Annotated in this window: 25 protein-coding genes and 1 pseudogene; 14 read left to right on the top strand and 12 right to left on the bottom strand. The window is 67.8% G+C overall.

The window, feature by feature from the left end:
• The 3 genes from CUR96_RS18605 to CUR96_RS10465 form a co-directional block, all read left to right on the top strand.
• Positions 1–1213 (top strand): DUF3418 domain-containing protein (locus CUR96_RS18605; protein WP_180968999.1); only part of this gene is annotated, 1213 nt, incomplete at its 5' end.
• 22 nt (positions 1214–1235) lie between these two features.
• Positions 1236–2180, top strand: coding sequence for a quinone oxidoreductase family protein (locus CUR96_RS10470; protein WP_102193261.1), 945 nt, complete (start codon positions 1236–1238; stop codon positions 2178–2180).
• Positions 2177–2983, top strand: a complete 807-nt coding sequence (locus tag CUR96_RS10465; RefSeq protein ID WP_102193260.1) for an alpha/beta fold hydrolase — start codon at positions 2177–2179, stop codon at positions 2981–2983. Before CUR96_RS10470 ends, CUR96_RS10465 begins: the two co-directional genes overlap by 4 nt.
• Before the next feature lie 59 nt (positions 2984–3042).
• On the opposite strand, the gene CUR96_RS10460 is transcribed toward CUR96_RS10465, so the two are convergent.
• The gene (locus tag CUR96_RS10460) at positions 3043–3510 is read right to left on the bottom strand and encodes an SRPBCC family protein (RefSeq protein WP_102193259.1); all 468 of its coding nucleotides are present in this window, start codon (positions 3508–3510) and stop codon (positions 3043–3045) included.
• Positions 3511–3596: 86 nt separating this feature from the next.
• On the opposite strand from CUR96_RS10460, the gene CUR96_RS10455 reads away from it, so the two are divergent.
• The 3 genes from CUR96_RS10455 to CUR96_RS10445 are packed head-to-tail and all read left to right on the top strand — an operon-like array spanning position 3597 to position 6895.
• Complete coding sequence (locus CUR96_RS10455) at positions 3597–4889, top strand: O-acetylhomoserine aminocarboxypropyltransferase/cysteine synthase family protein (protein WP_102193258.1); 1293 nt, start codon at positions 3597–3599, stop codon at positions 4887–4889.
• A gap of 37 nt (positions 4890–4926) precedes the next feature.
• Entirely contained in the window at positions 4927–5922 is a 996-nt protein-coding gene (locus CUR96_RS10450; RefSeq protein ID WP_102193257.1) for a Gfo/Idh/MocA family protein, read from the top strand.
• The gene (locus tag CUR96_RS10445) at positions 5915–6895 is read left to right on the top strand and encodes an NYN domain-containing protein (protein ID WP_102193256.1); all 981 of its coding nucleotides are present in this window, start codon (positions 5915–5917) and stop codon (positions 6893–6895) included. Before CUR96_RS10450 ends, CUR96_RS10445 begins: the two co-directional genes overlap by 8 nt.
• Positions 6896–7012: 117 nt before the next feature.
• On the opposite strand, the gene CUR96_RS10440 is transcribed toward CUR96_RS10445, so the two are convergent.
• Together CUR96_RS10440 and CUR96_RS10435 are read right to left on the bottom strand one after the other, a co-directional pair.
• Positions 7013–8119 (bottom strand): Gfo/Idh/MocA family protein, encoded by a 1107-nt coding sequence (locus CUR96_RS10440; RefSeq protein ID WP_102193255.1) that lies wholly within the window; start codon positions 8117–8119, stop codon positions 7013–7015.
• Positions 8119–8925 (bottom strand): sugar phosphate isomerase/epimerase family protein, encoded by an 807-nt coding sequence (locus tag CUR96_RS10435; protein WP_102193254.1) that lies wholly within the window; start codon positions 8923–8925, stop codon positions 8119–8121. Before CUR96_RS10435 ends, CUR96_RS10440 begins: the two co-directional genes overlap by 1 nt.
• Positions 8926–9044: 119 nt before the next feature.
• Between CUR96_RS10435 and CUR96_RS10430 the strand changes: the two genes are divergently transcribed.
• The 3 genes from CUR96_RS10430 to CUR96_RS10420 are packed head-to-tail and all read left to right on the top strand — an operon-like array spanning position 9045 to position 11263.
• Complete coding sequence (locus CUR96_RS10430) at positions 9045–9653, top strand: TetR/AcrR family transcriptional regulator (protein ID WP_102193253.1); 609 nt, start codon at positions 9045–9047, stop codon at positions 9651–9653.
• Between the two features lie 9 nt (positions 9654–9662).
• Positions 9663–10280 carry a DUF4166 domain-containing protein gene (locus CUR96_RS10425; protein WP_102193252.1) on the top strand — a complete coding sequence of 206 codons (618 nt, stop codon included), beginning with the start codon at positions 9663–9665 and terminating at the stop codon, positions 10278–10280.
• Entirely contained in the window at positions 10277–11263 is a 987-nt protein-coding gene (locus CUR96_RS10420; RefSeq protein ID WP_281255055.1) for an epimerase, read from the top strand. Before CUR96_RS10425 ends, CUR96_RS10420 begins: the two co-directional genes overlap by 4 nt.
• Here CUR96_RS10420 and CUR96_RS10415 read toward each other — a convergent pair.
• Together CUR96_RS10415 and CUR96_RS10410 are read right to left on the bottom strand one after the other, a co-directional pair.
• A complete protein-coding gene (locus tag CUR96_RS10415; protein ID WP_102193251.1) occupies positions 11260–11655 on the bottom strand; it encodes a PLDc N-terminal domain-containing protein in 396 nt (131 codons plus the stop codon). The two genes, CUR96_RS10420 and CUR96_RS10415, sit on opposite strands and share 4 nt — an antisense overlap.
• 52 nt (positions 11656–11707) lie before the next feature.
• Positions 11708–12637 carry an aldo/keto reductase gene (locus CUR96_RS10410; RefSeq protein ID WP_102193250.1) on the bottom strand — a complete coding sequence of 310 codons (930 nt, stop codon included), beginning with the start codon at positions 12635–12637 and terminating at the stop codon, positions 11708–11710.
• Positions 12638–12688: 51 nt separating this feature from the next.
• On the opposite strand from CUR96_RS10410, the gene CUR96_RS10405 reads away from it, so the two are divergent.
• Entirely contained in the window at positions 12689–13291 is a 603-nt protein-coding gene (locus CUR96_RS10405; protein ID WP_102193249.1) for a GNAT family N-acetyltransferase, read from the top strand.
• Between the two features lie 5 nt (positions 13292–13296).
• Here CUR96_RS10405 and CUR96_RS10400 read toward each other — a convergent pair whose 3' ends face one another.
• Together CUR96_RS10400 and CUR96_RS10395 are read right to left on the bottom strand one after the other, a co-directional pair.
• Positions 13297–13500: a hypothetical protein gene (locus CUR96_RS10400; protein ID WP_102193248.1), complete on the bottom strand. Its 204-nt coding sequence runs from the start codon at positions 13498–13500 to the stop codon at positions 13297–13299.
• A complete protein-coding gene (locus CUR96_RS10395; protein ID WP_102193247.1) occupies positions 13497–14558 on the bottom strand; it encodes a hypothetical protein in 1062 nt (353 codons plus the stop codon). Before CUR96_RS10395 ends, CUR96_RS10400 begins: the two co-directional genes overlap by 4 nt.
• Before the next feature lie 23 nt (positions 14559–14581).
• Between CUR96_RS10395 and pgi the strand changes: the two genes are divergently transcribed.
• The 4 genes from pgi to CUR96_RS10375 all read left to right on the top strand — a co-directional run bounded on the left by pgi (position 14582) and on the right by CUR96_RS10375 (position 18493).
• Positions 14582–16261, top strand: coding sequence for a glucose-6-phosphate isomerase (gene pgi, locus CUR96_RS10390; RefSeq protein WP_102193246.1), 1680 nt, complete (start codon positions 14582–14584; stop codon positions 16259–16261).
• 85 nt (positions 16262–16346) lie between these two features.
• Positions 16347–16958 carry a flavodoxin family protein gene (locus tag CUR96_RS10385; protein WP_102193245.1) on the top strand — a complete coding sequence of 204 codons (612 nt, stop codon included), beginning with the start codon at positions 16347–16349 and terminating at the stop codon, positions 16956–16958.
• A 23-nt stretch (positions 16959–16981) separates the two neighbouring features.
• Positions 16982–17833 carry an alpha/beta fold hydrolase gene (locus CUR96_RS10380; RefSeq protein ID WP_102193244.1) on the top strand — a complete coding sequence of 284 codons (852 nt, stop codon included), beginning with the start codon at positions 16982–16984 and terminating at the stop codon, positions 17831–17833.
• Positions 17834–17845: 12 nt separating this feature from the next.
• The gene (locus CUR96_RS10375; RefSeq protein WP_102193243.1) at positions 17846–18493 is read left to right on the top strand and encodes a LysE family translocator; all 648 of its coding nucleotides are present in this window, start codon (positions 17846–17848) and stop codon (positions 18491–18493) included.
• A 40-nt stretch (positions 18494–18533) separates the two neighbouring features.
• On the opposite strand, the pseudogene CUR96_RS18880 reads toward CUR96_RS10375, so the two are convergent.
• The 5 genes and pseudogenes from CUR96_RS18880 to CUR96_RS10350 all read right to left on the bottom strand — a co-directional run.
• Positions 18534–18797: pseudogene (locus CUR96_RS18880) on the bottom strand (hypothetical protein); the annotation flags it as partial.
• Positions 18766–19302 (bottom strand): MarR family winged helix-turn-helix transcriptional regulator, encoded by a 537-nt coding sequence (locus CUR96_RS10365; protein WP_102193242.1) that lies wholly within the window; start codon positions 19300–19302, stop codon positions 18766–18768. The pseudogene CUR96_RS18880 and the gene CUR96_RS10365, both read right to left, overlap by 32 nt.
• A gap of 58 nt (positions 19303–19360) precedes the next feature.
• Entirely contained in the window at positions 19361–19819 is a 459-nt protein-coding gene (locus tag CUR96_RS10360; protein WP_102193241.1) for a DUF3237 domain-containing protein, read from the bottom strand.
• Positions 19820–19914: 95 nt separating this feature from the next.
• The gene (locus CUR96_RS10355; protein ID WP_102193240.1) at positions 19915–21552 is read right to left on the bottom strand and encodes an amidohydrolase; all 1638 of its coding nucleotides are present in this window, start codon (positions 21550–21552) and stop codon (positions 19915–19917) included.
• Between the two features lie 33 nt (positions 21553–21585).
• Positions 21586–23004, bottom strand: a complete 1419-nt coding sequence (locus tag CUR96_RS10350; RefSeq protein ID WP_102193239.1) for an alpha/beta hydrolase domain-containing protein — start codon at positions 23002–23004, stop codon at positions 21586–21588.
• Positions 23005–23099 lie beyond the last annotated feature (95 nt).

Raw genomic sequence — 23099 nt, 5'->3', positions numbered from 1 at the left:
CGGCGCCGCTCTCTCCGAGGAGGGACCGGAGAACCACGCGGGGACGCCGACGCGATCGTTGAAGGAGGCCCTGGCGCGGCTGATCCAGCCGCTGGCCAATCAACTCGTCTCGGCCGCCGACTTCGACGAAGAGCGGGTTCCGGCGCACCTGCGCATGAACTTCCGTGCCGTCGACGAGCGGGGCCGCGTCGCCGGCTCCGGGCGCGATCTGCGCCTCCTCCAGGAGCAGCTCTCGGACCGCGCCCGCAGCAGCGTGGCGCGGTCCGTGGCACAGGCGGAGAACCGGACCCCGAAGGAGCCGAGCGCGGCGACCCGCGTCGCGGCCGCCTCTGGTCGCGGGCCGATCGAACAGGACGGCCTCACCGCCTGGACCTTCGGCGATCTCCCCGAGGTGCTCGACACCCGGGTCGCGGGTGGCGTCGTCCGGGGATACCCGGCCATCGTCGATCAGGGCAGGACCGTCTCCGTGCGTGTGGAGGCGACGGCGGATGCCGCCGCTGCCGCGACCCGTTCCGGCGTGCTGCGGCTCATGCTGCTCGCCGTGCCGTCGCCGTCGTCGTACGTGCAGGAGCACCTGACGAGCCACGAGAAGCTGGCTCTCGCCGCATCACCGTATTCGTCTGCGGCCGCGCTCATCGAGGACTGCCGGGCCGCCGTGGTGCGGGAGGTCATCGAACGTGCGGCACCGGGCGGGATCATCCGCGCGGAGGCCGAGTTCGCACGCGTCCGCGACATCGTGTCCGCGGCGCTCGTCGACGATCTCTTCGCGTGCGTCTCGCTGGTCGCGCGCATCCTGACGAAGTCCCGCGAGGTCGAACGGGGCATCAAGGCGCAGAACTCGCTCGCCCTCCTCGGGCCCCTGAACGACATCCGGACACAGCTGTCCGGGCTGCTGCATCCCGGTTTCGTCTCCACGACCGGCGTCTCGCGTCTCGCGAACCTTCCGCGATATCTGGAGGGGATGACCGACCGGCTGAAGACCCTGGCGGATGCGCCCGGCAAGGATCGCACGCGGATGACCGAGTACGAGCGGATGGCCACGGTCTACGCGGATGCCGGCGGCGCGATCCCTCTCCCGGCCGACGCCTCGCCGGCGCTCATCGAGACGAGATGGTTGCTGGAGGAGTACCGGGTCAGCCTGTTCGCGCAGCGGCTGGGCACGGCGCAGCCGGTTTCTCCGCCGCGGATCATGAAGGTCTTGGCGGGTCGCTGATCTGCGGCGGTAGCCTGAAATCATGGCTCGCGCGATCGTCTACACCGAAATCGGCTCCCCCGACGTCCTCCACCTCATCGAGATCCCCGACCCGCTCGCGACCTCGGGTGAGGTCGTCGTGCGGATCGAAGCCGCTGGGGTGAATCCGATCGACGCGAAACTGCGCAGCGGCAACCGCGCGTCCAAGCCGATCACCGAACCGCGACCGGTCGGCTTCGACGGTGCCGGGGTGATCGAATCGGTCGGCGACGGGGTCACCGGGTTCGCCGTCGGCGACCGCGTGGCCATCCGCGACACGGTCGGCACATACGCGTCGTCGCTGACCGTGCCTGTGCGCAACATCGCCGCGTTGCCCGACGCGGTCACCGCCGCCGAGGGCGCCGGTATCGGCATCCCGGCCGGCACGGCATACCAGGCACTCCGCTCGCTCGGCGTCAGCGCCGGCGACACGCTGCTCGTGCACGGCGGCTCAGGTGCCGTCGGCCAGGCGGCGGTCCAGTTCGCCGTGGCCTGGGGTGCCACCGTCGTCGCGACGGCGAGCCCGGCGAGACATGACCAACTGCGCGAACTCGGCGCCATCCCGGTCTCCTACGACGCGGGCCTGCTCGAGCGGGTCCGCGAGGCCGCGCCCGGCGGGATCACCGTCGCCCTCGACTGCGCCGGAACCGACGAGGCGATCCAGGCCTCCCTCGATCTCGTCGCCGACCGCGACCGCATCGCCACGATCGTCCGCGGGGCGGACGCCGCCGGATTCGGCATCCGCGGCTTCCAGGGCGGATCTCCCGTCCCGCTCACCGAGGAGGAACGGGCCTGGCGTGCAGAGGCGCTGCCGAAGACGATCGAGCTGATCGCCAACGGTGACTTCACGATCGAACTCGGACCGGAGCTCCCGCTCGCCGAGGCCATCCGGGCACACGAGCTCGTGGAGTCGGGCGCGACCGCCGGCAAGATCATCCTCATCCCGTGACGCGCGAGACGGTCGCCTCCGGGCGCGCACGACTCGCGGTCGAGGCCACCGGATCCGGCGCACCCGTGCTGATGATCCACGCCGGGGTCACCGACCGGCGGTCCTGGTCACCCCTGATCGATCATCTCGGCTCGGCGATCCGCAGCATCCGTTACGACACACGCGGCTTCGGCGAGACCGAGTACGACCCCGAAGACGGCTGGTCGCCGGTCTCCGACGCCGTCGCGGTGCTGGATGCCGAAGCCGTGGATACGGCGATCGTCATCGGCTGCTCGATGGGCGGCCGAGCGGCGATCGATCTGGCCCTCGCCCATCCGGACCGCGTCGGTGCGCTCGTGCTGATCGCCCCGTCGATCGGCGGGGCGCCCGCACCCGATCTCGCCCCGCTCGTCGCGGACCTCGACCGGCGCATCGACGCCGCCGATGACAGCGGCGACCTCGACGAGGTCAACCGGCTCGAGGCCGAGATCTGGCTAGACGGCCCCGGGCACGCCGGCCGTGCCGCACCCGGTGCTCGTACGCTCTTCCTGGAGATGAACGGCCGCGCACTCGCGGCCGCCGACCCCGGCGATCCGGCTCTGATCGAGGAGGCCTGGCCACGGATCGCCGCGATCACGGTGCCGACGCTCGTGCTGGTCGGCGACCTCGACCTGGCGCATATGGTGCGCAATGCCCGTCACGTCGCAGCATCCGTGCCCGATTCCGAGCTCGTGCAACTCAGCGACGTCGCGCACCTCCCCCATCTGGAGGGACACCCGGAGACGCTGCAGGCGATCGCGCGGTTCGTCGCAGCGCAGGCTTGACTCAGACGGACTCACCGAGCGGCGCCACTGGACCTCGTCAACACGCAATCCCGTAGAGGTCAGGCGAGACGCGCGAAGGACCTCTGCAACGCCTCGATGACAACGGTGCGTTCGCGCAGCGCCATCCGGCGGTACAAAGGCGTCATGAGGCGATGGATTCCGTAGGCGGCCATCCTCGCGTGGTGGCGAACGATGGTCGTGCGCGGCCCGGAAGCCTCGAGCCGATATCCCGGCCAGCCCTCCACTTTGACCTTCCCACGGGATGATGCGTCCCACCAGTGGAATACCAGCGTCGTCGGGCTGTCGAACTCGATGACCTCTCCAGGCGAAGTCCCCGCGGACATCTGGTCGACGTAGGTGGTCCCGACTCCGACGGGACCCGGCGACGTCTGCTTCGTATGCCGCAAGAGGCTCCCGCGCTTCGGCATCCAGTCTTTGTATCCGTCGATGTCTGCGAGCCGCTCGAACACCTCGCCGATCTGCGCGTCGACGGTCCGCACCAGCTCGAACTCGATGACGCCGCCCATTCCACCATGCTCCTCCCCCGAATCACGCGCCGCAACAGTTCGACATATCCCCGTGCCGGATCGACACTCCCCCGGATGATGGACGGATGAGCGAGTTCGCGACCCAGCAGATCCAGGCCGGCTACGTTCCGGGGACCCCGCAGAACAGCGCGATTCCGCCGATCTATCAGACAGCCGCCTTCCAGTTCGCCTCGCTCGCCGACGCTGCCGACCTGTTCGCTCTGCGCACGGTCGGCAACCTGTACAGCCGCAACGCCAGTCCCACGCAGCAGGTGCTCGAGGAGCGCGTGGCAGCACTCGAGGGCGGCACGTCCGCCGTCGCCGTGGCCTCGGGCCAGGCGGCTGTGGCGGTCACGCTGCTGGCGCTCGTCGGCCGGAACGGGCACATCGTGGCGGCGAACCAGCTCTACGGCGGCACGGTCGACCTGTTGCAGGACACCTTCGAGGATTTCGGCATCCGCACGACCTTCGTGGACCAGGACGACCCCGAGGCATGGCGTGCGGCCATCACTCCGCAGACTCGTGCCGTTTTCGCCGAGTCGGTGGCCAATCCGGTGGCCCAGGTGCTCGACATCCGGCTCGTCGCGGACATCGCACATGAGGCCGGCGTGCCGCTCGTGATCGACAACACGGTCGGCACCCCGTTCCTGGTGCGCCCCGGCGAGCACGGCGCCGACTTCGTCGTGCACTCGGCGACGAAGTTCCTCTCCGGTCACGGCACCTCGCTCGGCGGCGTCGTCGTCGACCAGGGCACGTTCGACTTCGGCGCGGACCCGGCGCGCTGGCCGCAGTTCACCGCACCGTACAAGCGGTTCGGTGAGCTGGTGCTGTGGGACCGGTTCGGCATCGGCCAGTCGTTCGCGCCGCTGGTGAAGTCGAAGTACGTGCACGACCTCGGTCCCTCGCTCTCGCCCTTCAACGCCTGGCAGATCCTGCTGGGCATCGAGACCCTCGACCTGCGGGTGTCCCGTCAGAGTGCGACGGCGCAGGCCGTCGCGGAGCACCTCCGGCAGCATCCCGCTGTCGCGAAGGTGAACCACCCGGGGCTTGACGACAACCCGTGGCACGAACTCGCTCAGCGCTATCTGCCGCGCGGCGTGCCCTCCGTGTTCTCCTTCGAACTCGCGGGAGCAGAGGACGCCGGCACGCAGGAGCGCGTCGCGCGGGTGGTCGACAGCCTCACCGTGGTGCGCCTCATCGCGAACATCGGCGACGCACGCAGCATGGTCGCGCATCCGGCCTCGATGACGCACTCGCACCTGAACGCCGAGCAGCGCGCAGCGGCCGGCATCTCCCTCAACACGATCCGGCTCTCCGCCGGACTCGAGGACCCGGCCGATATCATCGCCGACCTGGATCAGGCGCTCGCGCGGGCCTGAGTGCCGCCGCCCGGCCCGCACCCCGTACGCTGAGACCATGACTGGTCTTCGTTGGGGAATCCTCGCAACCGGCGGCATCGCCGGTTCCTTCGCATCCGATCTTCGAACGGCCGGACTCGATCTCGTGGCCGTCGGATCCCGGTCGCAGGAGTCGGCGGACGCCTTCGCCGCCCGCTTCGACATCGCGCACGCGCACCCCTCCTACGAGGCTCTCGCGGCCGATCCCGATGTCGACATCATCTACGTCGGAACTCCGCACCCGATGCATCACGAGAACGCACGTCTCGCCCTCGAGAACGGCAAGCACGTGCTCGTCGAGAAGGCGTTCACTCTGAACCGCGCCGAGGCCGAGGATCTGCAGCGGCTGGGCGCCGAGCGCGGACTCCTGGTGATGGAGGCCATGTGGACGCGCTATCTGCCGCACATGATCCGCATCCGCGAGATCATCGCCGCCGGAACGCTGGGCGATATCCGAGTCGTCACCGCCGACCACACGCAGCGCATCTCCTCCGATCCGGCGCACCGCCTCAACGCGCTTGAGCTCGGCGGTGGCGCGCTGCTCGACCTCGGCATCTACCCGATCTCGTTCATCCACGACATCCTGGGAACACCGACCACCGTACGCGCCGTCGGACGCCTGATCGAGACAGGCGCCGATTCAGAGGTCGCCACCGTCATGACGCACGAGGGCGGGGCCGTCTCGACCAGCGTGTCGTCCTCGCGTGGAGCAGGGGCGAACGCCGCGACCATCGTCGGAACCGAGGCGCGGATCGACATCGACCGGGTCTGGTACAGCCCCACGTCGTTCCGGGTGGTCGGGCCGGACGGCACGGTGCAGGAGGAGTACTCCTCGGAGATCGTGGGACGCGGCATGCAGTTCCAGGCGCTCGCCGCCGAGCGGCTGGTGCGCGACGGCCAGCTCGAAGGAGACATCCTGCCGATCGCGGAGAGCGTCGCGATCATGGGCACCCTCGACGAGATCCGCACACAGATCGGCGTGCGTTACCCGAGCGAGGAGGCCGACCGTGGCTGAGACGACAGACACGCGCGTCGCCGTCTACCTCGACTTCGACAACATCGTCATCTCCTGGTACGACCGTGTGCACGGCCGCAACGCCTACGGCAAGGATCGCCAGCGGATCACCGAGAACCCGAACGACCCCGAGGTCAGTGAGCGGCTGAGCCGCGCGATGATCGAGGTCGGCGCGATCATCGACTACGCCGCATCCTTCGGCACGCTGGTGCTCACCCGCGCCTACGCCGACTGGTCGTCGCCCGTGAACGCCGTGTATCGCTCGCAGCTCGTCGCCCGCGCGGTCGACCTGGTGCAGCTCTTCCCCGCCGCCGCCTACGCCAAGAACGGCGCCGACATCCGCCTGGCCGTCGATGCCGTCGAGGACATGTTCCGCCTTCCCGATCTGACCCACGTGGTGATCGTGGCAGGCGACAGCGACTACGTGCCGCTCGCACAGCGGTGCAAGCGCCTCGGCCGCTACGTCATCGGGGTCGGCGTCGCCGGCTCCACGGCGAAGTCACTCGCCGCGGCCTGCGACGAGTTCGAGTCCTACGACTCGCTGCCCGGCGTGGTGCGCCCGCAGCCGAAGGCGGTCGTGGTTCCGCCGACAGCTCCCGAACCGGCCGACGCCGTCACGGAGGTGGCCGCAGAAGCGCCGCCGAAGGCGAAAGCCGCTCCCCGGTCGCGCACGAAGAAGACCGCGAAGCCGGTGGAGGTGGAGGAAGTCCCGTCCGCTCCGCTCACGGAGCAGGAGGAATCGACTCAGCTGCTCGAGCGCGCGTTGCGTCTCGGCCACGACAAGGCAGGCGCGGACGAGTGGCTGCACAGCTCGGCGGTGAAGACCCACATGCGGCGGATGGATCCGTCCTTCAGCGAGAAGGCGCTCGGCTATCGTTCGTTCTCCGACTTCCTCAAGTCGCGCGATGAGATCGCCGAACTCGAGGAGACCGGGCACGAGCGTCTCGTCCGCCTGCGCGAGCTCGCGCCCTGACCGCGCGGAGACGACCATGACTTTCGCCTCAGCGCGAGCAACGCGCGCCGAGGCGAGCGCGCAGCACCTCGGAGTCTGAGGAAAGCTCCGACTCCGAGGTGCTGGCGACGCACTCGATCAGAGCGTTGCGGCGAACGGGTCGAAGTCGGCGCCGAGTGCGCCCACCTCGCCGAGGGTGCTCTCGACGGTGACGAAGCTGCGTGAGGCGGCAGCCTCCTCGATCGACAGCAGCGTGTCGAGCACGTGGTACCCGAACTCACCGGTGGCGATGTGCGGGCGATCGGCGGCGACCGAGCGGACCATGTCGAGCAGTCCGAGGCCACGACCCGCGAGGACGCCCTCCTGGACGACGTCCTGGACCACCTGGTCGCCACGGATGATCGAGATCGTGCCGCCGAAGGTGTTCGGGTCGGGAATGACCAGCGTCCCCTCGGTGCCGGTGATCTCGACGATGCCCTGTCGCGCCAGCGGCGAGTCGGTGCTGTACATGCTCTGCCCCTGGCCCCCGCCCTCGAACTCCATCAGCACGCTCAGCGTCGACGGGATCTCGACTGGGAATTCCTGGCCGGCGAGCTCACCGACCTGCACGCGGCGCGTCGGGCTGCCCTGCAGCCCGAGGGCCGCGACCGTCGCGACCGGACCGAAGACGTGCACGAGCGTGGAGACGTAGTACGGCCCCATGTCGAGCAGGGGTCCGGCGCCCTTCGCATACAGGAACGCGGGGTTGGGGTGGAAGACCTCCGGGCCACCCCACTGGAAGGTGGTCTGCGCGAACAGCGGCCGGCCGATGTCGCCGCGCGCGATCGCGCGCTTCGCCGTCTGCACGCCCGGGCCGAGCACGGTGTCCGGTGCGACACCGACGCGCAGGCCGGCGGCGTCCGCCGCCTCCAGCAGCCGTCGCGACTCCTCACGGCTCACGCCGATCGGCTTCTCGGTCCAGACGTGCTTGCCTGCCGCCAGGATCGCGAGCGACACCTCGACGTGGGCCGCCGGGATCGTGAGGTTCACCACGACGTCGATGTCCGGGTCGCCGAGCACGGTGTCGACGCCACCTGCACGGGAAACGCCGTACTTGTCTGCCTGTGCACGTGCGCGATCAGCATCGAGATCGCCGATCGCGAGCACCTGAACGTCGGGGAAGGCGGTGAGGTTGGTCAGGTACTGGTCGCTGATGTTGCCCGCGCCGATGATGCCGACGCCGACGGGTCCGCTGATCGAGCCCATCAGCCGGCCACCTGCTCGTCGAGGAAGACACGGCTGCGCTCGACGGCGTCGTACAGGTCCCCCTCATAGTGGTCGAACTCGACGATCGCGAGCTCGAGCGCGGGAGCGGCCCGGATCGCCTCGACGAGCGGAACGACACCGTCGCCTGCGGGCACCTGATCCGCCGGCGGGTATGCCTGGACCGCCGCGGGGTCGAGCGTGCCGTCCTTCGCGTGCACCGCGATGACACGGTCGCCGAGGCGCTGCAGCAGGGCGACCGGGTCCTGACCTGCGCGCGCCACCCAGTACAGGTCGACCTCGAGCACGACGCGCTCATCGAGGAATCCGGCCAGCACCTCGAGTCCGGTGACACCGTCGAACACGGCCTCGAGCTCGTGAGCGTGGTTGTGGTAGCCGACTCGGATGCCGAGCGGTGCGCCGATCTCCGCCGCCTCGTTGAGCAGGCGAGCGGTCTCCTCGATCTGCTCGACGGAAGTCCAGCGCGCAGGCTCGACGTACGGCTCGATGACCGTGGTCATGCCGAGAACCTTCGCCGCGGCGAACACCACAGCAGGCGACGGCACCGCGTTGTCGGTTCCGCTGCCATCCGGGTTGACGAAGGACTGGGAGGCGAGGAAGGCGTGGCCGCTCGGGGCGGTGAGGCCTGCGTTGGCGAGGGCTGCGGCGAGCGCCTCGGCGCGGCGCACGAAGTCATAGGGCTCGACCGTGGTGAAGCCGCGCTTCGCGACCTCGACGAGGGCGCCCTCGAGGTCGGCTTCCAGCTGATCCTTGATCGTGAACAACTGGACGGATGTCTGAACCGTCATCGGTGGGGCTCCTTCTGTGTCGTCGGTGACGCGTGGAGGCGCATGCGAGCGCCCGCGATACGAGGCACGCTACCACAAATACCTCCGACTGGAGGTTTTCGTTCGGCTAGGCTTCAGCCATGTCCGACGACTCCGAATCGCCACGTCCTCGCGGCACCTACGCGAAGGGCGTCGCGCGACGGCAGGAGATCCTCGATCGCGCCATCGAGGTGTTCGCGGCCCGCGGGGCGGACCGCACCAGCCTCCGCTCGATCGCCAAGGAGGTCGGTGTCACGCACTCCGCCCTGACCCACTATTTCGGCTCTCTCGAGGAGCTCCTCGTGGCCGTCTACCGCGCCGCCTCCGAGCGCCCATCCCCCGGCCCGCGGCCGAAAGTCGCCCCGACCCCCGTCGAGATCATGATCCACTCGGCGAAGGCGAACCGCGCCGTCCCCGGTCTCGTGCAGCTGTACTCATCTCTCGTGGCCGCGGCGCTGGAGGAGGGCCACCCCGCCGCTCGGGAATTCGCCACCGATCGCTTCACCGAGGTGCGGGCCGACCTCGTCAAGCGGGTCATCGCGCAGCAGCGCACCGGACGCATCCGCGCCGACGTCGACCCGGGGGCCGTCGCGGCGCTCGTGGTCGCCGCATCCGACGGCCTCCAGACGCAATGGCTGCTGGATGACACCGTCCCGCAGCAGGACGCGCTCGAGCTCCTCGAGCGGTTGCTGCGCCCGCCGGAAAGCTAGTCTCGAAGGGTGCCCCCTTCGGAGTCTCCCTACGCCAGGGCACTCGGCGACCGCATCCATGAGCTGCACCCCGTCCTGCAGACCTATTTCCGGGCGATCCCGGACGGCGATGTCGGCGTCGGGGAAGGCGTGCTCCATCGCATCGGCACTCCGCGGCGCTGGCTCTGGCCGTTCCTGCGCCCGCTCGAGCGACGCGGCGTCATCGTCGCGTGCTGGGAGAGCGATGTGCCGTTCCGCGTGGAGAATCGCACCATCGCCTCCCGCGCGGTCGGCGAGCGCGAGTTCCACCTCGCCGGCGGCTCGTGGACGATGAGGGATGCGGTCGCGCTCACGCGCCACGGCCGCGTCGTCGATGAGCTCGGCGAGCCGGGCCTGATCGCAGCATGCTTCGAGGTCGACGTGCAGGGCGGCGCGCTCGCCCTCACCAGTCGTGCCGTCGGCATCCGGCTCGGCCGCCTGCGGATCCGCCTGCCGCGGCCCCTCTCCCCCGCCGTCCGTCTCACCGAGCGCTTCGACGACGTGACCGGTCGGCAGCACGTCGATCTGACCATCACCGCGCCGGTCATCGGGCGGATCTACGAGTACAACGGCGATTTCAGCTATCGGATCGAGGAGGCAGCCCCGTGAGTGCAGGCGAACCCGTAGGTGCAGGCAGAGTGGTCATCGGCGGATCCACCGGGTTCATGGGCCAGTACCTTCTACCGCGTCTGCGCGCGGCAGGGCGCGAGGTCGTCACGATCTCGCGATCGGGCGCCGATCTCGGCTGGGGCGACCAGACCGGGATCGACCGCGCCGTCGACGGCGCCGAACTGGTGATCGGGCTCGCGGGGAAGAGCGTCAACTGCCGCTACACACCCGAGAATCGAGCCGAGATCTTCCGCTCCCGGCTCGACACCACATCCTCTCTGAGCCGGGCGATCGCCGCAGCGGCAGCACCACCGGCGCTCTGGGTGAACTCCTCCACGGCGACGATCTACCGTCATGCGGAGGACCGCCCGATGACGGAGTCGACCGGTGAGATCGGCACGGGTTTCTCGGTCGAGGTCGCGAAGGCATGGGAGCAGGCACTGTTCGCCGATGACCTGCCGCACACCCGCCGGGTGGCGCTGCGGAGCACCATCGTCCTCGGACACGGTGGTGTGCTCGGCCCGCTGCAGACCCTGGCGCGACGAGGTCTCGGCGGCGCGCAGCACGACGGCCGGTGGCCGGTGAGCAGGCGACGTCGCGCGGCCGGAACCGGGCACTTCCCCGGCGCACGACGCGGAACGCAGCGCTTCAGCTGGGTGCATGTCGAAGACGTGGCGCGCATCATCGACTTCATCGAGCAGACGCCGTCGCTCGACGGCCCGGTCAACGCCGCCGCGCCGCATCCCGTCGACAACAACGAGTTCATGGCGACGGTGCGCCGGGTTCTCGGGGTCGGCTTCGGCCCGCCCATGCCGCGATGGATGTTGGAGCTCGGCGCCATCGGCATCCGCACCGAGACCGAGCTGATCCTGAAGAGCCGGTGGGTGCTCCCGGAGAAGCTCACCCGAGCAGGGTTCGAGTTCCGGTATCCGACCCTGGAGCCGGCGATCAGGGAGTCGTACGACCTCGCGGTCGCCGCTTAGCCCGGCTGCGCCTCCGAGCCGGCCGAAGGGCCGCCCTCTTCGCGCTTGCGCTTCTCGACCTCCTGGCGCAGGCGCCACTCCTCGATTTCGCGATCGAGGTCGGCGATCTGCTGCTCCGTCGTGCGCGTGTCGACGGGCGCGGCCGGAGCCGGCCGTACATCCGTCGGCGTGGGACGCGATGCCCTGCGCATCCGCGGAATGGCGATCCCGGACTCCCCGTACTCCCGCCCGATCGCGAACCACAGGATGCTGCCGATCAGCGGCAGCAGGATCACGATGATGATCCACACCATCTTCGGCAGGTACTTCACCTGCGAATCGTCACGCGTGATGATGTCGATCAGCGCGCCGATCATCAGCGCGACGACGAGCATCGAGAACAGGAACGGCATGGCTACAGGGTAGACGACGGACGAGGTCTCCGAGCCGGTCGAACGGGATCCGTCACGGCAGCAGGTGGCCCGCTGCGCGGAACAGCTCGTACCACTCAGGGCGGGTGAGGACGATGTCGGCACCGGCTGCCGCGTCGCGGACCCGCTCGGGCGTGGTCGTTCCCAGCACCACCTGCATGTTCGCGGGGTGCCGCGTGATCCACGCCGTCGCGATGGCGATGGGGGTGACGTCGTAGGATGCCGCGAGCCGGTCGATCACGGTGTTGAGTTCGGCGTACTCGGGGTTGCCCAGGAACACGCCCGTGAAGAAGCCGCCCTGGAACGGCGACCACGCCTGGACCGTGATGCCGTTGATGCGGCAGTAGTCGACGATGCCGCCACCGTCGCGGTCGACGCTCTGCTCCTCGGCCGCCATGTTCGCGGCGACCGGCTGCGCGATGATCGGGGCGTGCGTGATCGACAGCTGCAGCTGGTTGGCCACGAGCGGCTGCCGCACGGCGGTGCGCAGCAGGTCGATCTGGCGCGGAGTGTGGTTGGAGACGCCGAACGCGCGCACCTTGCCGGTGGCCTCGAGCTCGTCGAAGGCCCTGGCGACCTCATCCGGCTCGACGAGAGCGTCGGGCCGGTGAAGCAGCAGAACGTCGATGTGGGAGGTTTGCAGAGCCCGCAACGATCCCTCGACCTGGGTGACGATGTGCTCGTAGGAGAAGTCGAACATGCCCTGCGCCGGCACGATCCCGCACTTCGTCTGCAGCACGATCTCGGCCCGCTCCGCGGCGCTCAGCTGCAGAGCATCCCCGAACCGGGCCTCGCACGCGTGCATGCTGCCGCCGTAGATGTCGGCGTGGTCGAAGAAGTCGATGCCGGCGGCGCGGGCGGTGTCGTAGAGTTCGCGGATCTGCGCATCTGTCTTGTCGGTGATGCGCATCATTCCTGCGATGACGGCGGGGGCGGTTGTCGATCCGAACGGCACTGTCTTCATGGGGCAACGCTACCGCGCGCCGAGCGGCTCGCGCGCTGGTTGAATGTGTCCATGGCCTTCCTCGTCGAACCCGCCCCTGTCACCCTCACCGGCCGGCTGGTCGAACTCCGCCCGCTCGAGCGCGCCCACCACGACGGGCTGGTCGAAGCCGTCGAGGAAGGCGATCTCTGGAAGACCGCGTGGTACACGTCCGTTCCCGCACCCGACGGCGTCGCCGCCGAGATCGAGCGGCGCCTCGACCTCAGCGAGAAGCACGAGATGGTGCCGTTCACGGCGTTCGACGCGGCCGGGCGCGTGATCGGCATGACGACGTTCTACGACCTCGATCCCGAGGCTCCGCGACTGCACATCGGCTACACGTGGAACCGCCCGTCGGCGCACGGCACCGGCACGAATGCCGAGTCGAAGCTCCTCCTGCTTCAGCACGCGTTCGAGACGCTGGGCGTCTTCCGGGTGGGACTCACCACGCAGTGGCTGAACTTCCAGTCCAGGACCGCGATCGAGCGTCTCGGCGCGAAACAGGACGGCGTGATGCGGTCCATGTCCCGGTACCGCAACGGCGCGCTGCGCGACAGCGTCGAGTTCTCGATCATCGAGCCGGAATGGCCGGCTGTGAAGGCGAACCTCGACGCGCGCCTCGCCAGGAGGCGCTGACTCTGCTACTCGGCTGCCTTGCCCGACCAGCTGTTGGAGCGGCGCGTCGCCGATCCGCCCTGGCGCATCATGAACGCGAGCGAGAGGCACATGATGAGCAGACCGGCGATGAAGATGATCGCCTGGAAGTCTTCGAGCGACTGCGCGAGACCCATCAGCCAGATGCCTCCGAGGAAGAGGATCAAGAAGAGGATGAAGCTGAGGATCACGGGGTCTCCTGTCGTAACGGCCGCTTCCCAGGATACTTCTCGTCCGGGAGCGTGCCGACCGGGCGACGGAAGGTGATGACCTCGCCGCGGGCCGACTTCTCCATGACGAGGCCCGCGAGCTCGAACCGGCGGAAGACCCGTCGCGGCAGCCGAGGCAGCTCGACTGTCCAGCCCGCAGGCGCCTTGGCGATGCCCGTGAAGAGCGACACGTCGACGCCCGCGCCGCGGACCTCGACCCTGGCGTAGTCGCTGCGGCCGCGCCAGCGCAGGTGTTCGAGGTCGGAGAATCGGATGACGGATTCTGCTCCCCCGACGTCGATGCGGATCTCGTCGTTGCCGAACGCGATGGCGCACTGCTCGGTCCGCCGGCGAAGCACCGCGGTCAGGACCAGGTAGGCGGGAAGACCGAGGACGAGGCCGATCACGACGATCAGAATCCGCGGACCGAGGCTCAGCACGATGTCATTCAAGGCGATCAGGAGGACAACTGACAGCGCGCCGACGACGACCACGATCCCCGCAATGGCGACGGTGAGGTGCTGCATCCGCAACTCGACCGCGAGGAACCGCACGAATGATCCGTCGCCTCGCTCATCGCGCTCCCACTCTGGGGCGACCCGTATCGGAGCGTTCTTGCGCTCGCGGCGCGTGAGCGCATCCGTGACGCGGCCGAGGAGCCCCAGCCAGATCCACCCTGTCGCCGGGATCGCCGCCATCTGGAGCACGACGAAGATGCCACGCGCCGCTTCGGGAAGCGGCTCGATCAGCACTCCGCCGTACTCGGTGACGAAGACCATCAGGGCACCCAGGGCCACGGCGACCGCGATGTGCAGCACCACGCCGTTGCGCGGCATCCGCATGGTGGCGTTCACGAACGCGAAGCCGAAGCACCAGCCGCCGACGATCATGAGCAGGAACTGGAGGATGTCGAGGTTCCCCGTTCCCAGGGTCAGCGCCGTGGCGGCTGCCAGGAGCACGAATCCCCAGGTGAGGAAGTTGAGCACGAGCCGCCGCCACCAGGGCGGCGTCATGTTACCGGGTGCCGTCGTCTCGCTCATCTCGGCAATCCTAGGATGTACCCATGGCCGCTCCCGTAGACCCGACCCGTACCCCCGCCTGGTCCGATCTCACCGCTCTCCGCGACGATTTCGCCCCCGATCTCCGCGCCTGGTTCGCCGCAGATCCGTCTCGCGCCGAACGGCTGTCGCTGCCCCTCGCGGATCTGCATGTGGACCTCTCGAAGAACCTCGTCACCGACGAGGTCATCGCGGCTCTTCTCCGCCTCGCAGAGCAGACCGGGGTCGCCGACCGCTACGCCGCGATGCTCGCCGGCGCGCACATCAACACCACCGAGGACCGCGCTGTGCTGCACACTGCGCTGCGACGTCCGGCCGGCGCCGCGCCGGCGCTGGTCGTGGACGGACAGGATGTCGATGCCGACGTGCACTCCGTGCTCGACGCGCTCTCGGCCTTCGCCGACCGGGTGCGCTCCGGCGAGTGGCTGGGCGTGACCGGCAAGAAGGTGACGCACGTCGTCAACATCGGCATCGGCGGCTCGGACCTCGGTCCGGTCATGGTCTATGAGGCCCTCAAGCCGTATGCGGATGCCGGCCTCCAGGCCCTCTTCGTCTCCAACATCGACCCGACCGACCTCGCCCAGAAGACTGCCGGCCTCGACCCCGAGACCACCCTGTTCATCGTGGCGTCGAAGACCTTCACGACGCTCGAGACGCTCACCAACGCGCGGCTCGCGCGCGACTGGCTGTGGACGGGGCTCGAAGCATCCGGTGCGATCGGCGACTCGGATGAGGCTCGTACCGATGCCGTGGCGCATCACTTCGTCGCCGTCTCGACCGCCCTCGACAAGGTGGCCGCCTTCGGCATCGATCCGGTGAACGCCTTCGGTTTCTGGGACTGGGTGGGTGGCCGCTACTCCGTCGACTCCGCGATCGGGCTGTCGCTCGCGATCACACTCGGCCCGGCCGCGTTCCGCGATCTGCTGGCCGGGTTCCACGCCGTCGACGAGCACGTGCGGACCACTCCCCTGGAGCGCAATGTCCCGGTGCTGATGGGCCTGCTGAACGTCTGGTACGTGAACTTCTTCGGCGCGCAGTCGCACGCGGTGCTCCCGTATGCGCAGCAGCTGAGTCGCTTCCCTGCGTACCTGCAGCAGCTGACCATGGAGTCCAACGGCAAGTCCGTGCGGTGGGACGGCACCCCGGTCACCACCGACACCGGCGAGGTGTTCTGGGGCGAGCCCGGCACCAACGGCCAGCACGCGTTCTACCAGCTGATCCACCAGGGCACCCGGCTGATCCCGGCAGACTTCATCGCGTTCGCGAACCCCGCCTACCCCCTCGCCGACGACGGCCAGGACGTGCACGCCCTGTTCCTGGCGAACTTCCTCGCGCAGACCAAGGCCCTCGCCTTCGGCAAGACCGCCGAGGAGGTCGAGGCCGAAGGCACCACCGGCGCCCTCGTCGCCGCGCGGACCTTCGCCGGCAACCGCCCGACGACGTCGATCTTCGCACCGGCGCTCACGCCGCAGGTGCTCGGCCAGCTCATCGCGCTGTACGAGCACATCACGTTCACGCAGGGCACGATCTGGGGCATCAACTCGTTCGATCAGTGGGGCGTCGAGCTCGGCAAGCAGCTGGCGATGCAGATCGCTCCGGCGATCGAGGGCGACACCGCAGCGATCGAGGGTCAGGATGCGTCGACGAAGGCGCTGCTCGCATACTACGCAGCGCACCGGAAGTAGCCCGGGGAACAGCCGGGCTTAGTACACACTCCGGCGGCGCGAAAGCCCCTGTGCCGCTTCGCGGGGATGTCCGTATCGTGCGGGGATGGACGATCGACTGACCGCACTGATGATCAACTGCACGCTCAAGCCGTCTCCCGCGACGTCGAGCACGGAGAAACTCGGCGGGCAGGTGCTGGATGCTCTCGCTGAACTCGGCGTCGACGACGACCGCATCCGCCCCGTCGATCACCGCATCCTTCCGGGCGTGGTGACCGACATGGGCGACGGCGACGCGTGGCCGGCTCTGCGGGAGAGGGTACTGGCGGCGGACATCGTCGTGTTCGCCTCGCCGACGTGGATGGGACAGCATTCCAGCGTCGCTCAGCGCGTGCTCGAGCGCCTCGACGCGGAGCTGAGCGAGACCGATGAGCAGGGCCGCCCGATCCTGTTCGACAAGGTCGCGATCGCGGCGGTCGTGGGCAACGAGGATGGCGCTCACCACATCGCAGCGATCCTGTTCCAGGCCCTGAACGACGTCGGTTTCTCGCTTCCGGCGCAGGGATCGGTGTACTGGAACGGCGAAGCGATGCAGACGACCGACTACAAGGACCTGCCGGAGACTCCGGAGAAGGTGGCATCGTCGATCGCGACCGCCACCCGCAACGCGGTGCACCTCGCCCGGTCGCTGCGGATCAGCGCGTACCCCGCCGGCTGAGCGACTGAGACCGTGGCACGAGCATGAACCCCATCACGCGAGAACGAATCCGCCTCTCCAGCGATGCAGAGCTGTCCTTCCTCACCGCGGGAGAGCCGTCCAGGCCGACGCTGCTGCTGTTGCACGGCGTCCCGAACTCCGCGCGGATGTTCGAGGATGTCGCCGCGGCGCTGGCGCCACAGGTCTATGTCGTCGCACCCGACCTGCCGGGTTTCGGTGAGTCCGATCCGTTGCCCGACCCCGGCTTCACCGCTTTCGGAGAGGCGATCTCCGAACTTCTGGATCGCCTCGAGATCGGACCGCTCTATCTCTACGTCCACGATTTCGGCGCCCCCGTCGCGTTCCACATCGCCATGGCCGCACCGGAACGAGTGCGGGGCCTGATCATCCAGAACGCCAACGCCCATCGGAGCGGATTCAACGCCGGCTGGGACCGGACGCTGGAGTATTGGGCGGCCCCGGACCCGGAGAACGAGGCCGCAGCGATGGCCCACCTCACCTTCGAGGGAACGCGCGATCAGTACCTCTCGGGTGTCCCCGCAGACGTCACCGAGAAGATCCCGGCAGAACGCTGGGAGGAGGACTGGCGGGTGATGAATCTGCCGGGCCGGATGGAGACCCAGCGCGCACTGGTCACAGACTATGCGACCTACATTGCCCGGTGGAACAAGATCGCCGAGTTCCTCACGCAGTGGCAGCCGCCCGGGCTGCTGATCTGGGGCAGGCACGACATCTATTTCGATCTCGCCGAAACAGTGTCGTGGATGCGGGACCTGCCGAGGATGGAGGCGCACATCTTCGACGCCGGACATCTGCTGCTTGAGACGCATTCAGCGGCGGCGGCTCCGCTCATACGCGACTTCATCGGGGACTAGGCTCGCATCACCATGTTCAGCACCGCGACCCTCACGACCTTCATCGTCGCGGCGTTCATCATGGTCGCCATCCCCGGCCCGACCGTGCTGTTCACGATCGGGCGCGCCATGGCGCTGGGCCGCCTCGGCGGCTTCCTCAGCATCCTCGGCACTGCGATCGGCTCGATCGTCCTGGTGATCGGCGTCGCACTCGGAGTCGGCACCGTGATCGCCCAGTCAGCCGTGCTGTTCACGGCCGTGAAGGTCCTCGGCGCCGGTTACCTCATCTTCCTCGGCATCCAGGCCGTCCGGCATCGGAAGGATGCCGCGAATGCGATCACCGGCGCGCAGCCGCAGCGGTCGGGTCACCGACTCCTCGCGGAGGGTTTCATCGTCGGCGTCACGAACCCGAAGTCGATCGCGTTCTTCCTCGCGATCCTCCCCCAGTTCGTCGACCTTCGGGCGGGGTCGGTCCCGCTGCAGTTGTTCGTCCTCGGCGCGATCGTCGTGACGATCGGCGTGGCCTGCGACGCCCTCTGGGTGCTGCTCGCGAGCGCCGCCAGAGACTGGTTCGGTCGCTCTCCGCGTCGGATCGAGGCGATGGGCACGACGGGTGGTGCTCTGATGATCGCGCTCGGCGCGTTCCTGCTGGTGTGGAGCGAGAAACCCTCCAGGGCCTGAGCAACCGGATCCGCCGCCGCGAAGACGCCAGGATGGCGCTGACATAGCCCTTGACGACGCCCTCGACCAGATGCAGTCGGCCACCGATCTCGGCGTTGGATGCTTCTGCCCCCAGCAGTCCGAGAACCTCGCGCTCCCTGCCTGTGAGCAGCGACACCACCTCGCGGGCCTCCGACGCGCGTGCTCGAAGCCGTCGCGGTGATCTCGGCGGCGGCACCGAGCGCGTCCGCAAGGAGCTTCTGCCCGAGCGCGGTGGAGCGATCACATGTGCTTCACCCGTCGACGGCGGGTACAGCGCCTCCATCGTCGTCTACGAGTTTCCCGAGTAGCCCCACGAGCATATGTTGCTCGGGCAGCGTCAGCGCCTTGAGGGCTGCGGTAGCGTTCCGCATCGCGCGTTCGTGGATCTCCCGGACAAGGTCGATGCCTTGCGGCGTCAGCGACAAGAGAATGGATCGCTGATCGGTGGACGAGCCGACCGACGTCACGAGCTGGCGGGATTCGAGTGTCTTGCGGGCAGCGGACACGGCGGCCCGGCTCATGGATGTGAGAGATGCGAGGCGGTGGGGCTCAAGTGGCCCGGCAACCCACAACGTGAAGCAGACACGGAAGCTTGCCCAAGTGAGGCCGTCGGGCAGGAGCATGCTATCGCTGTCCGCCAACTGCCGCGTGGCGCGACGCGTGAGCAACGTCAATAGCACGGCGGGTCCGCTTCCGAGATGCCCGAGTTCGGCTGCGGTGCGATCACCAGCCAGCTTCACGAAGTCCAGAAATCGGTCGTCAGGAAGACTCGCTCTTGACTGTGTCATTGCCTTACCCCCTTGGCGGCACCCGAGATGATTCGGGAATCGCCGTTCGTGTCGCCCACTACGTCAAACGGTAGAAGCGGACCTTGATCGACTGAGAGAACCGAGCGCCCGTGCTCACGAATATGTTGTCGTTCATCCATCCGTATCGTCCTGCGGGGGCCGAAAACTCGGGAACGCATCGGAAGTAGTACTCGTCGGCGTCGACCTCCTCGCCTGCCGCAAGACGTTGCATCACCGCGGGGTCGCCATGACGAAGACCGCGATTGCGACACCGCAAGTGCACACCGTCGTCCGTTTCGAGAAGGTAGAGCGCATCGATGACGGTGACCCCATCCGGGCGCGTCAGCTGCCAATCATATCCACCGACCATCTTGCCCCGGATGTGCGGGCCCTCGAAAGGCCCACCAGGGGGGATGGGAATCACCCGTTCCAGTCCATTCGGGGTACTCCCGATGGTCACAGCAGCCGAGAGATCACCGGTCGCTTCGAACAGAAGTTCCAGGCCTGGTTCACGCATGCGGATTCCTCGTTCCTGTCGGGTCTGTGGTTGTGGAAGTCGCAACGCAACTGCCCGCTCCGCATCTGGAGGGACCGAGCGCTCGCCTGCGGCGCTCAGACACGAGCATCGTGTGAGTAGACTTCTCGTCCGTCCACCCAGGTCGATACCACGCGGGTCTCCCCGATCTGCTCGGGAGGTGCGGTGAACGGGTCAGTGTCGAAGATGGCGAAGTCGGCGTCGTAGCCCACGGAGATTCTCCCGACTCTGTCCTCGAGGCCGTTCACATAGGCCGAACCCGCCGTGTACGCATCCCAGATCGACCTTAGCTGCATGGCCTCTTCCGGGAGGAACGGGCCCGGGTTCGGCGCTCCCGTCGCGTTGCGATTCACGGCGACGTGCATCCCCGCGACCGGATTGATGTCAGAGACGGGCCAGTCACTCCCTGCCGCGATTCGGGCGCCAGCCCGCTCCAGCGTCCCAAAAGGGTACTGCAACTCGCGTAGCTGAGGATCGAGGAACGGAATGGTCAGGTCATGCATGTACGCATCGCTCTGCGCCCACAGCGGTTGGAGGTTCGCGATCGCCCCGAGCGTCGAGAAACGATCCGCGTCGTCCGGCTGCACTATCTGCAGGTGCGCAAGGTGGTGTCGCTGCAAGGAAGGGTGTGGCAGTGACGAGATCGCATCGAGCGCATCCCGAACCGCTTGATCGCCCAGCGCGTGGAAGTGCATCTGGAAGCCGGCTGCGTCGAGTTCCTTGGCGGCAGACCCGAGTTGCTCGAAAGGCACGAGTCTCATCCCATGGTTCTCGGTGGCATGACCGTGACCATCGTGGTACGGCTGGGTGAGGAGCGCGGTGAAGTTTGCGCAGGTCCCGTCCAGCATGATCTTGATTGAATCGGCGCGGAAACGTGGCGCCCACTCGCGCGCACGATTCCGGCGCTCGATCAATTCGCCAACCTGGTCCAGTCCGCGGTTCCTGTCCCACCACAGGGCGCCCCGGACCTTCGCCTGCAGGTCGCCGCGTTCCAGCGCGTGAAGGTATACGTCGAGGGCATCGACACCGTTGTCGTGGACTCGTAGAATGGCGTCCTGCCACCCGGTGATTCCGTGCGAGAAGCAGTGATCCTGGGCGACGAGCAACCCGCGGTGCATGGCATCGAAATCGGGTTCGGGTGCGACGGACTGCACGAGCACTATGGCTCCCTCATGCAGGGTACCGGACGGAAATCCGTCTGCTTCTCTCTCGATGCGCCCATCGGATGGATCAGGCGAGGTCACTCCGATTCCCGCTGCGCGAAAAGCCGCGGTGTTCGCCCACGCACTGTGCCGCTCCCCGCTGCGCAGGATGGCCGGACGACCGCCTGTCGCCGCGTCGAGCTCCTGGCGCGTGGGAAGACCATTCGGAAAAAGGTCCTGTCTCCACCCCCCACCGGTCACCCACGCGTCTTCCGGCAACTTCGCCGCGAACTCAGCGACGATTCGAAGAACCTCCTCGCGGGTCGCCGCTTGGTTGAGGTCGCACTGACCCCGTTCCGCCCCTCCCATGATCGGATGCAGGTGGGCGTCGATGAAACCCGGGCTCAGCAAGCCGCCGGCGAGGTCGATCTCGTCGGCCTGCCCGATTCGATCGCCCACCTCGCCTCTGGCCCCGATCGCAGCGATGACACCGTCTACGACGCCGACCGCAGCCGGCCGCGAGCCGACCCCCGTCACATAGATCGAACCGTTTACAAAGATCTTGGAAGCCATTTCCTGTTCCTCTCAGGACTAGTTCTCGGACGCTCAGAAGTCAATGCCGTTGAGGGCATGGTGCAACGCGGCCGGCACGTGCTCAGGCAGGTACCAACGCGCCTCGACAAGCTCCGCCAACCGCCTCTCGACGCGTTCTCTGTAGACCTCGACTGAGCCATAGAGGCCTCGCATCTCGTCTGCGGAAAGGGCCCGATGTTCCCAGTACTTCATCGTCAACGGGCCATCGACATCGGCGGCCATCGATGTGCGCGGCACGTCGACGTCGAGATACCGGACCCCGCCTCTCGCATGCCCTGAGGAGTCCTTCGCCGAGCGCAACGCTCGGTAATCCACACCCGCCATATCCCGGACATACGACGCCGGAATGTCCACGAAGATCGGATCGGCGCGGGGCGGTGTCACACCCCGGGTCCAGAGGATGAGGTTGTCAAGGGCCGCTGCGAGGAGGAAGATCGTCGCCACATGTTCCGGCTCATCGGCCAGATCACTCTCGGGCACCTGCCGCCCATCGACGGGCTTCTCGTAATACACTCTGCGAACCCCGCTGATGTGACCGCGACCAGGGATCTGATAGCACCTGTAGAGGTCACCTGGCGTGTCGCTGTCCCCCCGACTGTGCCATTGGTGCTGCATGACCTCATCTTCAGTCATGAACTCCATGACGGGCACCGATGCCCCCCGGACGACTCGCCGCGGGTCATCGAGCTGAAGCTGATCGAAGTCCCCGAGCGGCCTCAAGTCTTCGTCGAAGTCCAGTTCACCATCCCGGTCGATATTGACATAGCCCATCGGCCCGAACCCGCCACTTGAGACCCCGATCACATAGCCGTCGATGATGTCGTGACCAGCCTCGAGACTGTGCAGGTCGTGCAGATGCTCCGAAAGGTAAGTACGAAGGAAGCTACCCGACTGCGACCATCCGTTCGCAATGATCCGCTCCGCCGGCTTGAGGCCAGGGAGCATACCGCCGCCCTCGGACGTGCGGAGCGCCCGCGCGACAGCAGCGACCATGTCCCAGAGCAGCCCGTCGTGCCCTACCGACAAGTGCGCGTACCGCGTAGAGGAGCTTGCCTTGAGGGCCTCCACGATCACGTTCTTGCAGGTGAGTCCCACGTAGGCATCACCGCGCTGGAGGATGTATCCGGCTGCATCAGGCCAGAACATCGATGACTCCATCCCGCCCGAAGGGTTCAAGAGCTCGAAGTGAACGTTCCCGCTGAACCTCTCCGGACTGACCGGGAAGACGCTGACGACGCGACTCGTAAACTCGGAAGTGGCGGTCACCGAATGGGGAAGAGCGCCGTTGCTATCGGCGAAAACGCGCGCCGGAGCCGAGATCATGTATTCCCGGACGTCGTAGCCTGCGTCACGGATGGTCGCGAAGTTCTGCGAGATCTGCTCGGGGAGGTACGACAGAGATTCTGTCGCACCGGGAATCTCGTTGATCATGCCGGATGCCTTTCTCTAACTGTTTGGTCATTGGATGACTGGTGGACGATCGCTCATCCCCATCGTCGCCAGTGGATGTTCCGCGGCGGCAACTG

The organism is Microbacterium aurantiacum (assembly GCF_002872075.1).
Taxonomy (GTDB): domain Bacteria; phylum Actinomycetota; class Actinomycetes; order Actinomycetales; family Microbacteriaceae; genus Microbacterium; species Microbacterium aurantiacum_A.
The sequence above is the reverse complement of the archived record's forward strand: the minus strand, read 5'-3'. Positions and strand labels throughout refer to the sequence as shown.

Bases quoted from the DNA above. Each gene is read 5' to 3' on its own strand.
- CUR96_RS10470 (WP_102193261.1), top strand. From the start codon at position 1,236: ATGGCTCGCGCGATCGTCTACACCGAAATCGGCTCCCCCGACGTCCTC.
- CUR96_RS10460 (WP_102193259.1), bottom strand. From the start codon at position 3,510: ATGGGCGGCGTCATCGAGTTCGAGCTGGTGCGGACCGTCGACGCGCAG.
- CUR96_RS10455 (WP_102193258.1), top strand. From the start codon at position 3,597: ATGAGCGAGTTCGCGACCCAGCAGATCCAGGCCGGCTACGTTCCGGGG.
- CUR96_RS10450 (WP_102193257.1), top strand. From the start codon at position 4,927: ATGACTGGTCTTCGTTGGGGAATCCTCGCAACCGGCGGCATCGCCGGT.
- CUR96_RS10440 (WP_102193255.1), bottom strand. From the start codon at position 8,119: ATGGGCTCGATCAGCGGACCCGTCGGCGTCGGCATCATCGGCGCGGGC.
- CUR96_RS10435 (WP_102193254.1), bottom strand. From the start codon at position 8,925: ATGACGGTTCAGACATCCGTCCAGTTGTTCACGATCAAGGATCAGCTG.
- CUR96_RS10430 (WP_102193253.1), top strand. From the start codon at position 9,045: ATGTCCGACGACTCCGAATCGCCACGTCCTCGCGGCACCTACGCGAAG.
- CUR96_RS10415 (WP_102193251.1), bottom strand. From the start codon at position 11,655: ATGCCGTTCCTGTTCTCGATGCTCGTCGTCGCGCTGATGATCGGCGCG.
- CUR96_RS10410 (WP_102193250.1), bottom strand. From the start codon at position 12,637: ATGAAGACAGTGCCGTTCGGATCGACAACCGCCCCCGCCGTCATCGCA.
- CUR96_RS10405 (WP_102193249.1), top strand. From the start codon at position 12,689: ATGGCCTTCCTCGTCGAACCCGCCCCTGTCACCCTCACCGGCCGGCTG.
- CUR96_RS10395 (WP_102193247.1), bottom strand. From the start codon at position 14,558: ATGAGCGAGACGACGGCACCCGGTAACATGACGCCGCCCTGGTGGCGG.
- pgi (WP_102193246.1), top strand. From the start codon at position 14,582: ATGGCCGCTCCCGTAGACCCGACCCGTACCCCCGCCTGGTCCGATCTC.
- CUR96_RS10385 (WP_102193245.1), top strand. From the start codon at position 16,347: ATGGACGATCGACTGACCGCACTGATGATCAACTGCACGCTCAAGCCG.
- CUR96_RS10380 (WP_102193244.1), top strand. From the start codon at position 16,982: ATGAACCCCATCACGCGAGAACGAATCCGCCTCTCCAGCGATGCAGAG.
- CUR96_RS10375 (WP_102193243.1), top strand. From the start codon at position 17,846: ATGTTCAGCACCGCGACCCTCACGACCTTCATCGTCGCGGCGTTCATC.
- CUR96_RS10365 (WP_102193242.1), bottom strand. From the start codon at position 19,302: ATGACACAGTCAAGAGCGAGTCTTCCTGACGACCGATTTCTGGACTTC.
- CUR96_RS10360 (WP_102193241.1), bottom strand. From the start codon at position 19,819: ATGCGTGAACCAGGCCTGGAACTTCTGTTCGAAGCGACCGGTGATCTC.
- CUR96_RS10355 (WP_102193240.1), bottom strand. From the start codon at position 21,552: ATGGCTTCCAAGATCTTTGTAAACGGTTCGATCTATGTGACGGGGGTC.
- CUR96_RS10350 (WP_102193239.1), bottom strand. From the start codon at position 23,004: ATGATCAACGAGATTCCCGGTGCGACAGAATCTCTGTCGTACCTCCCC.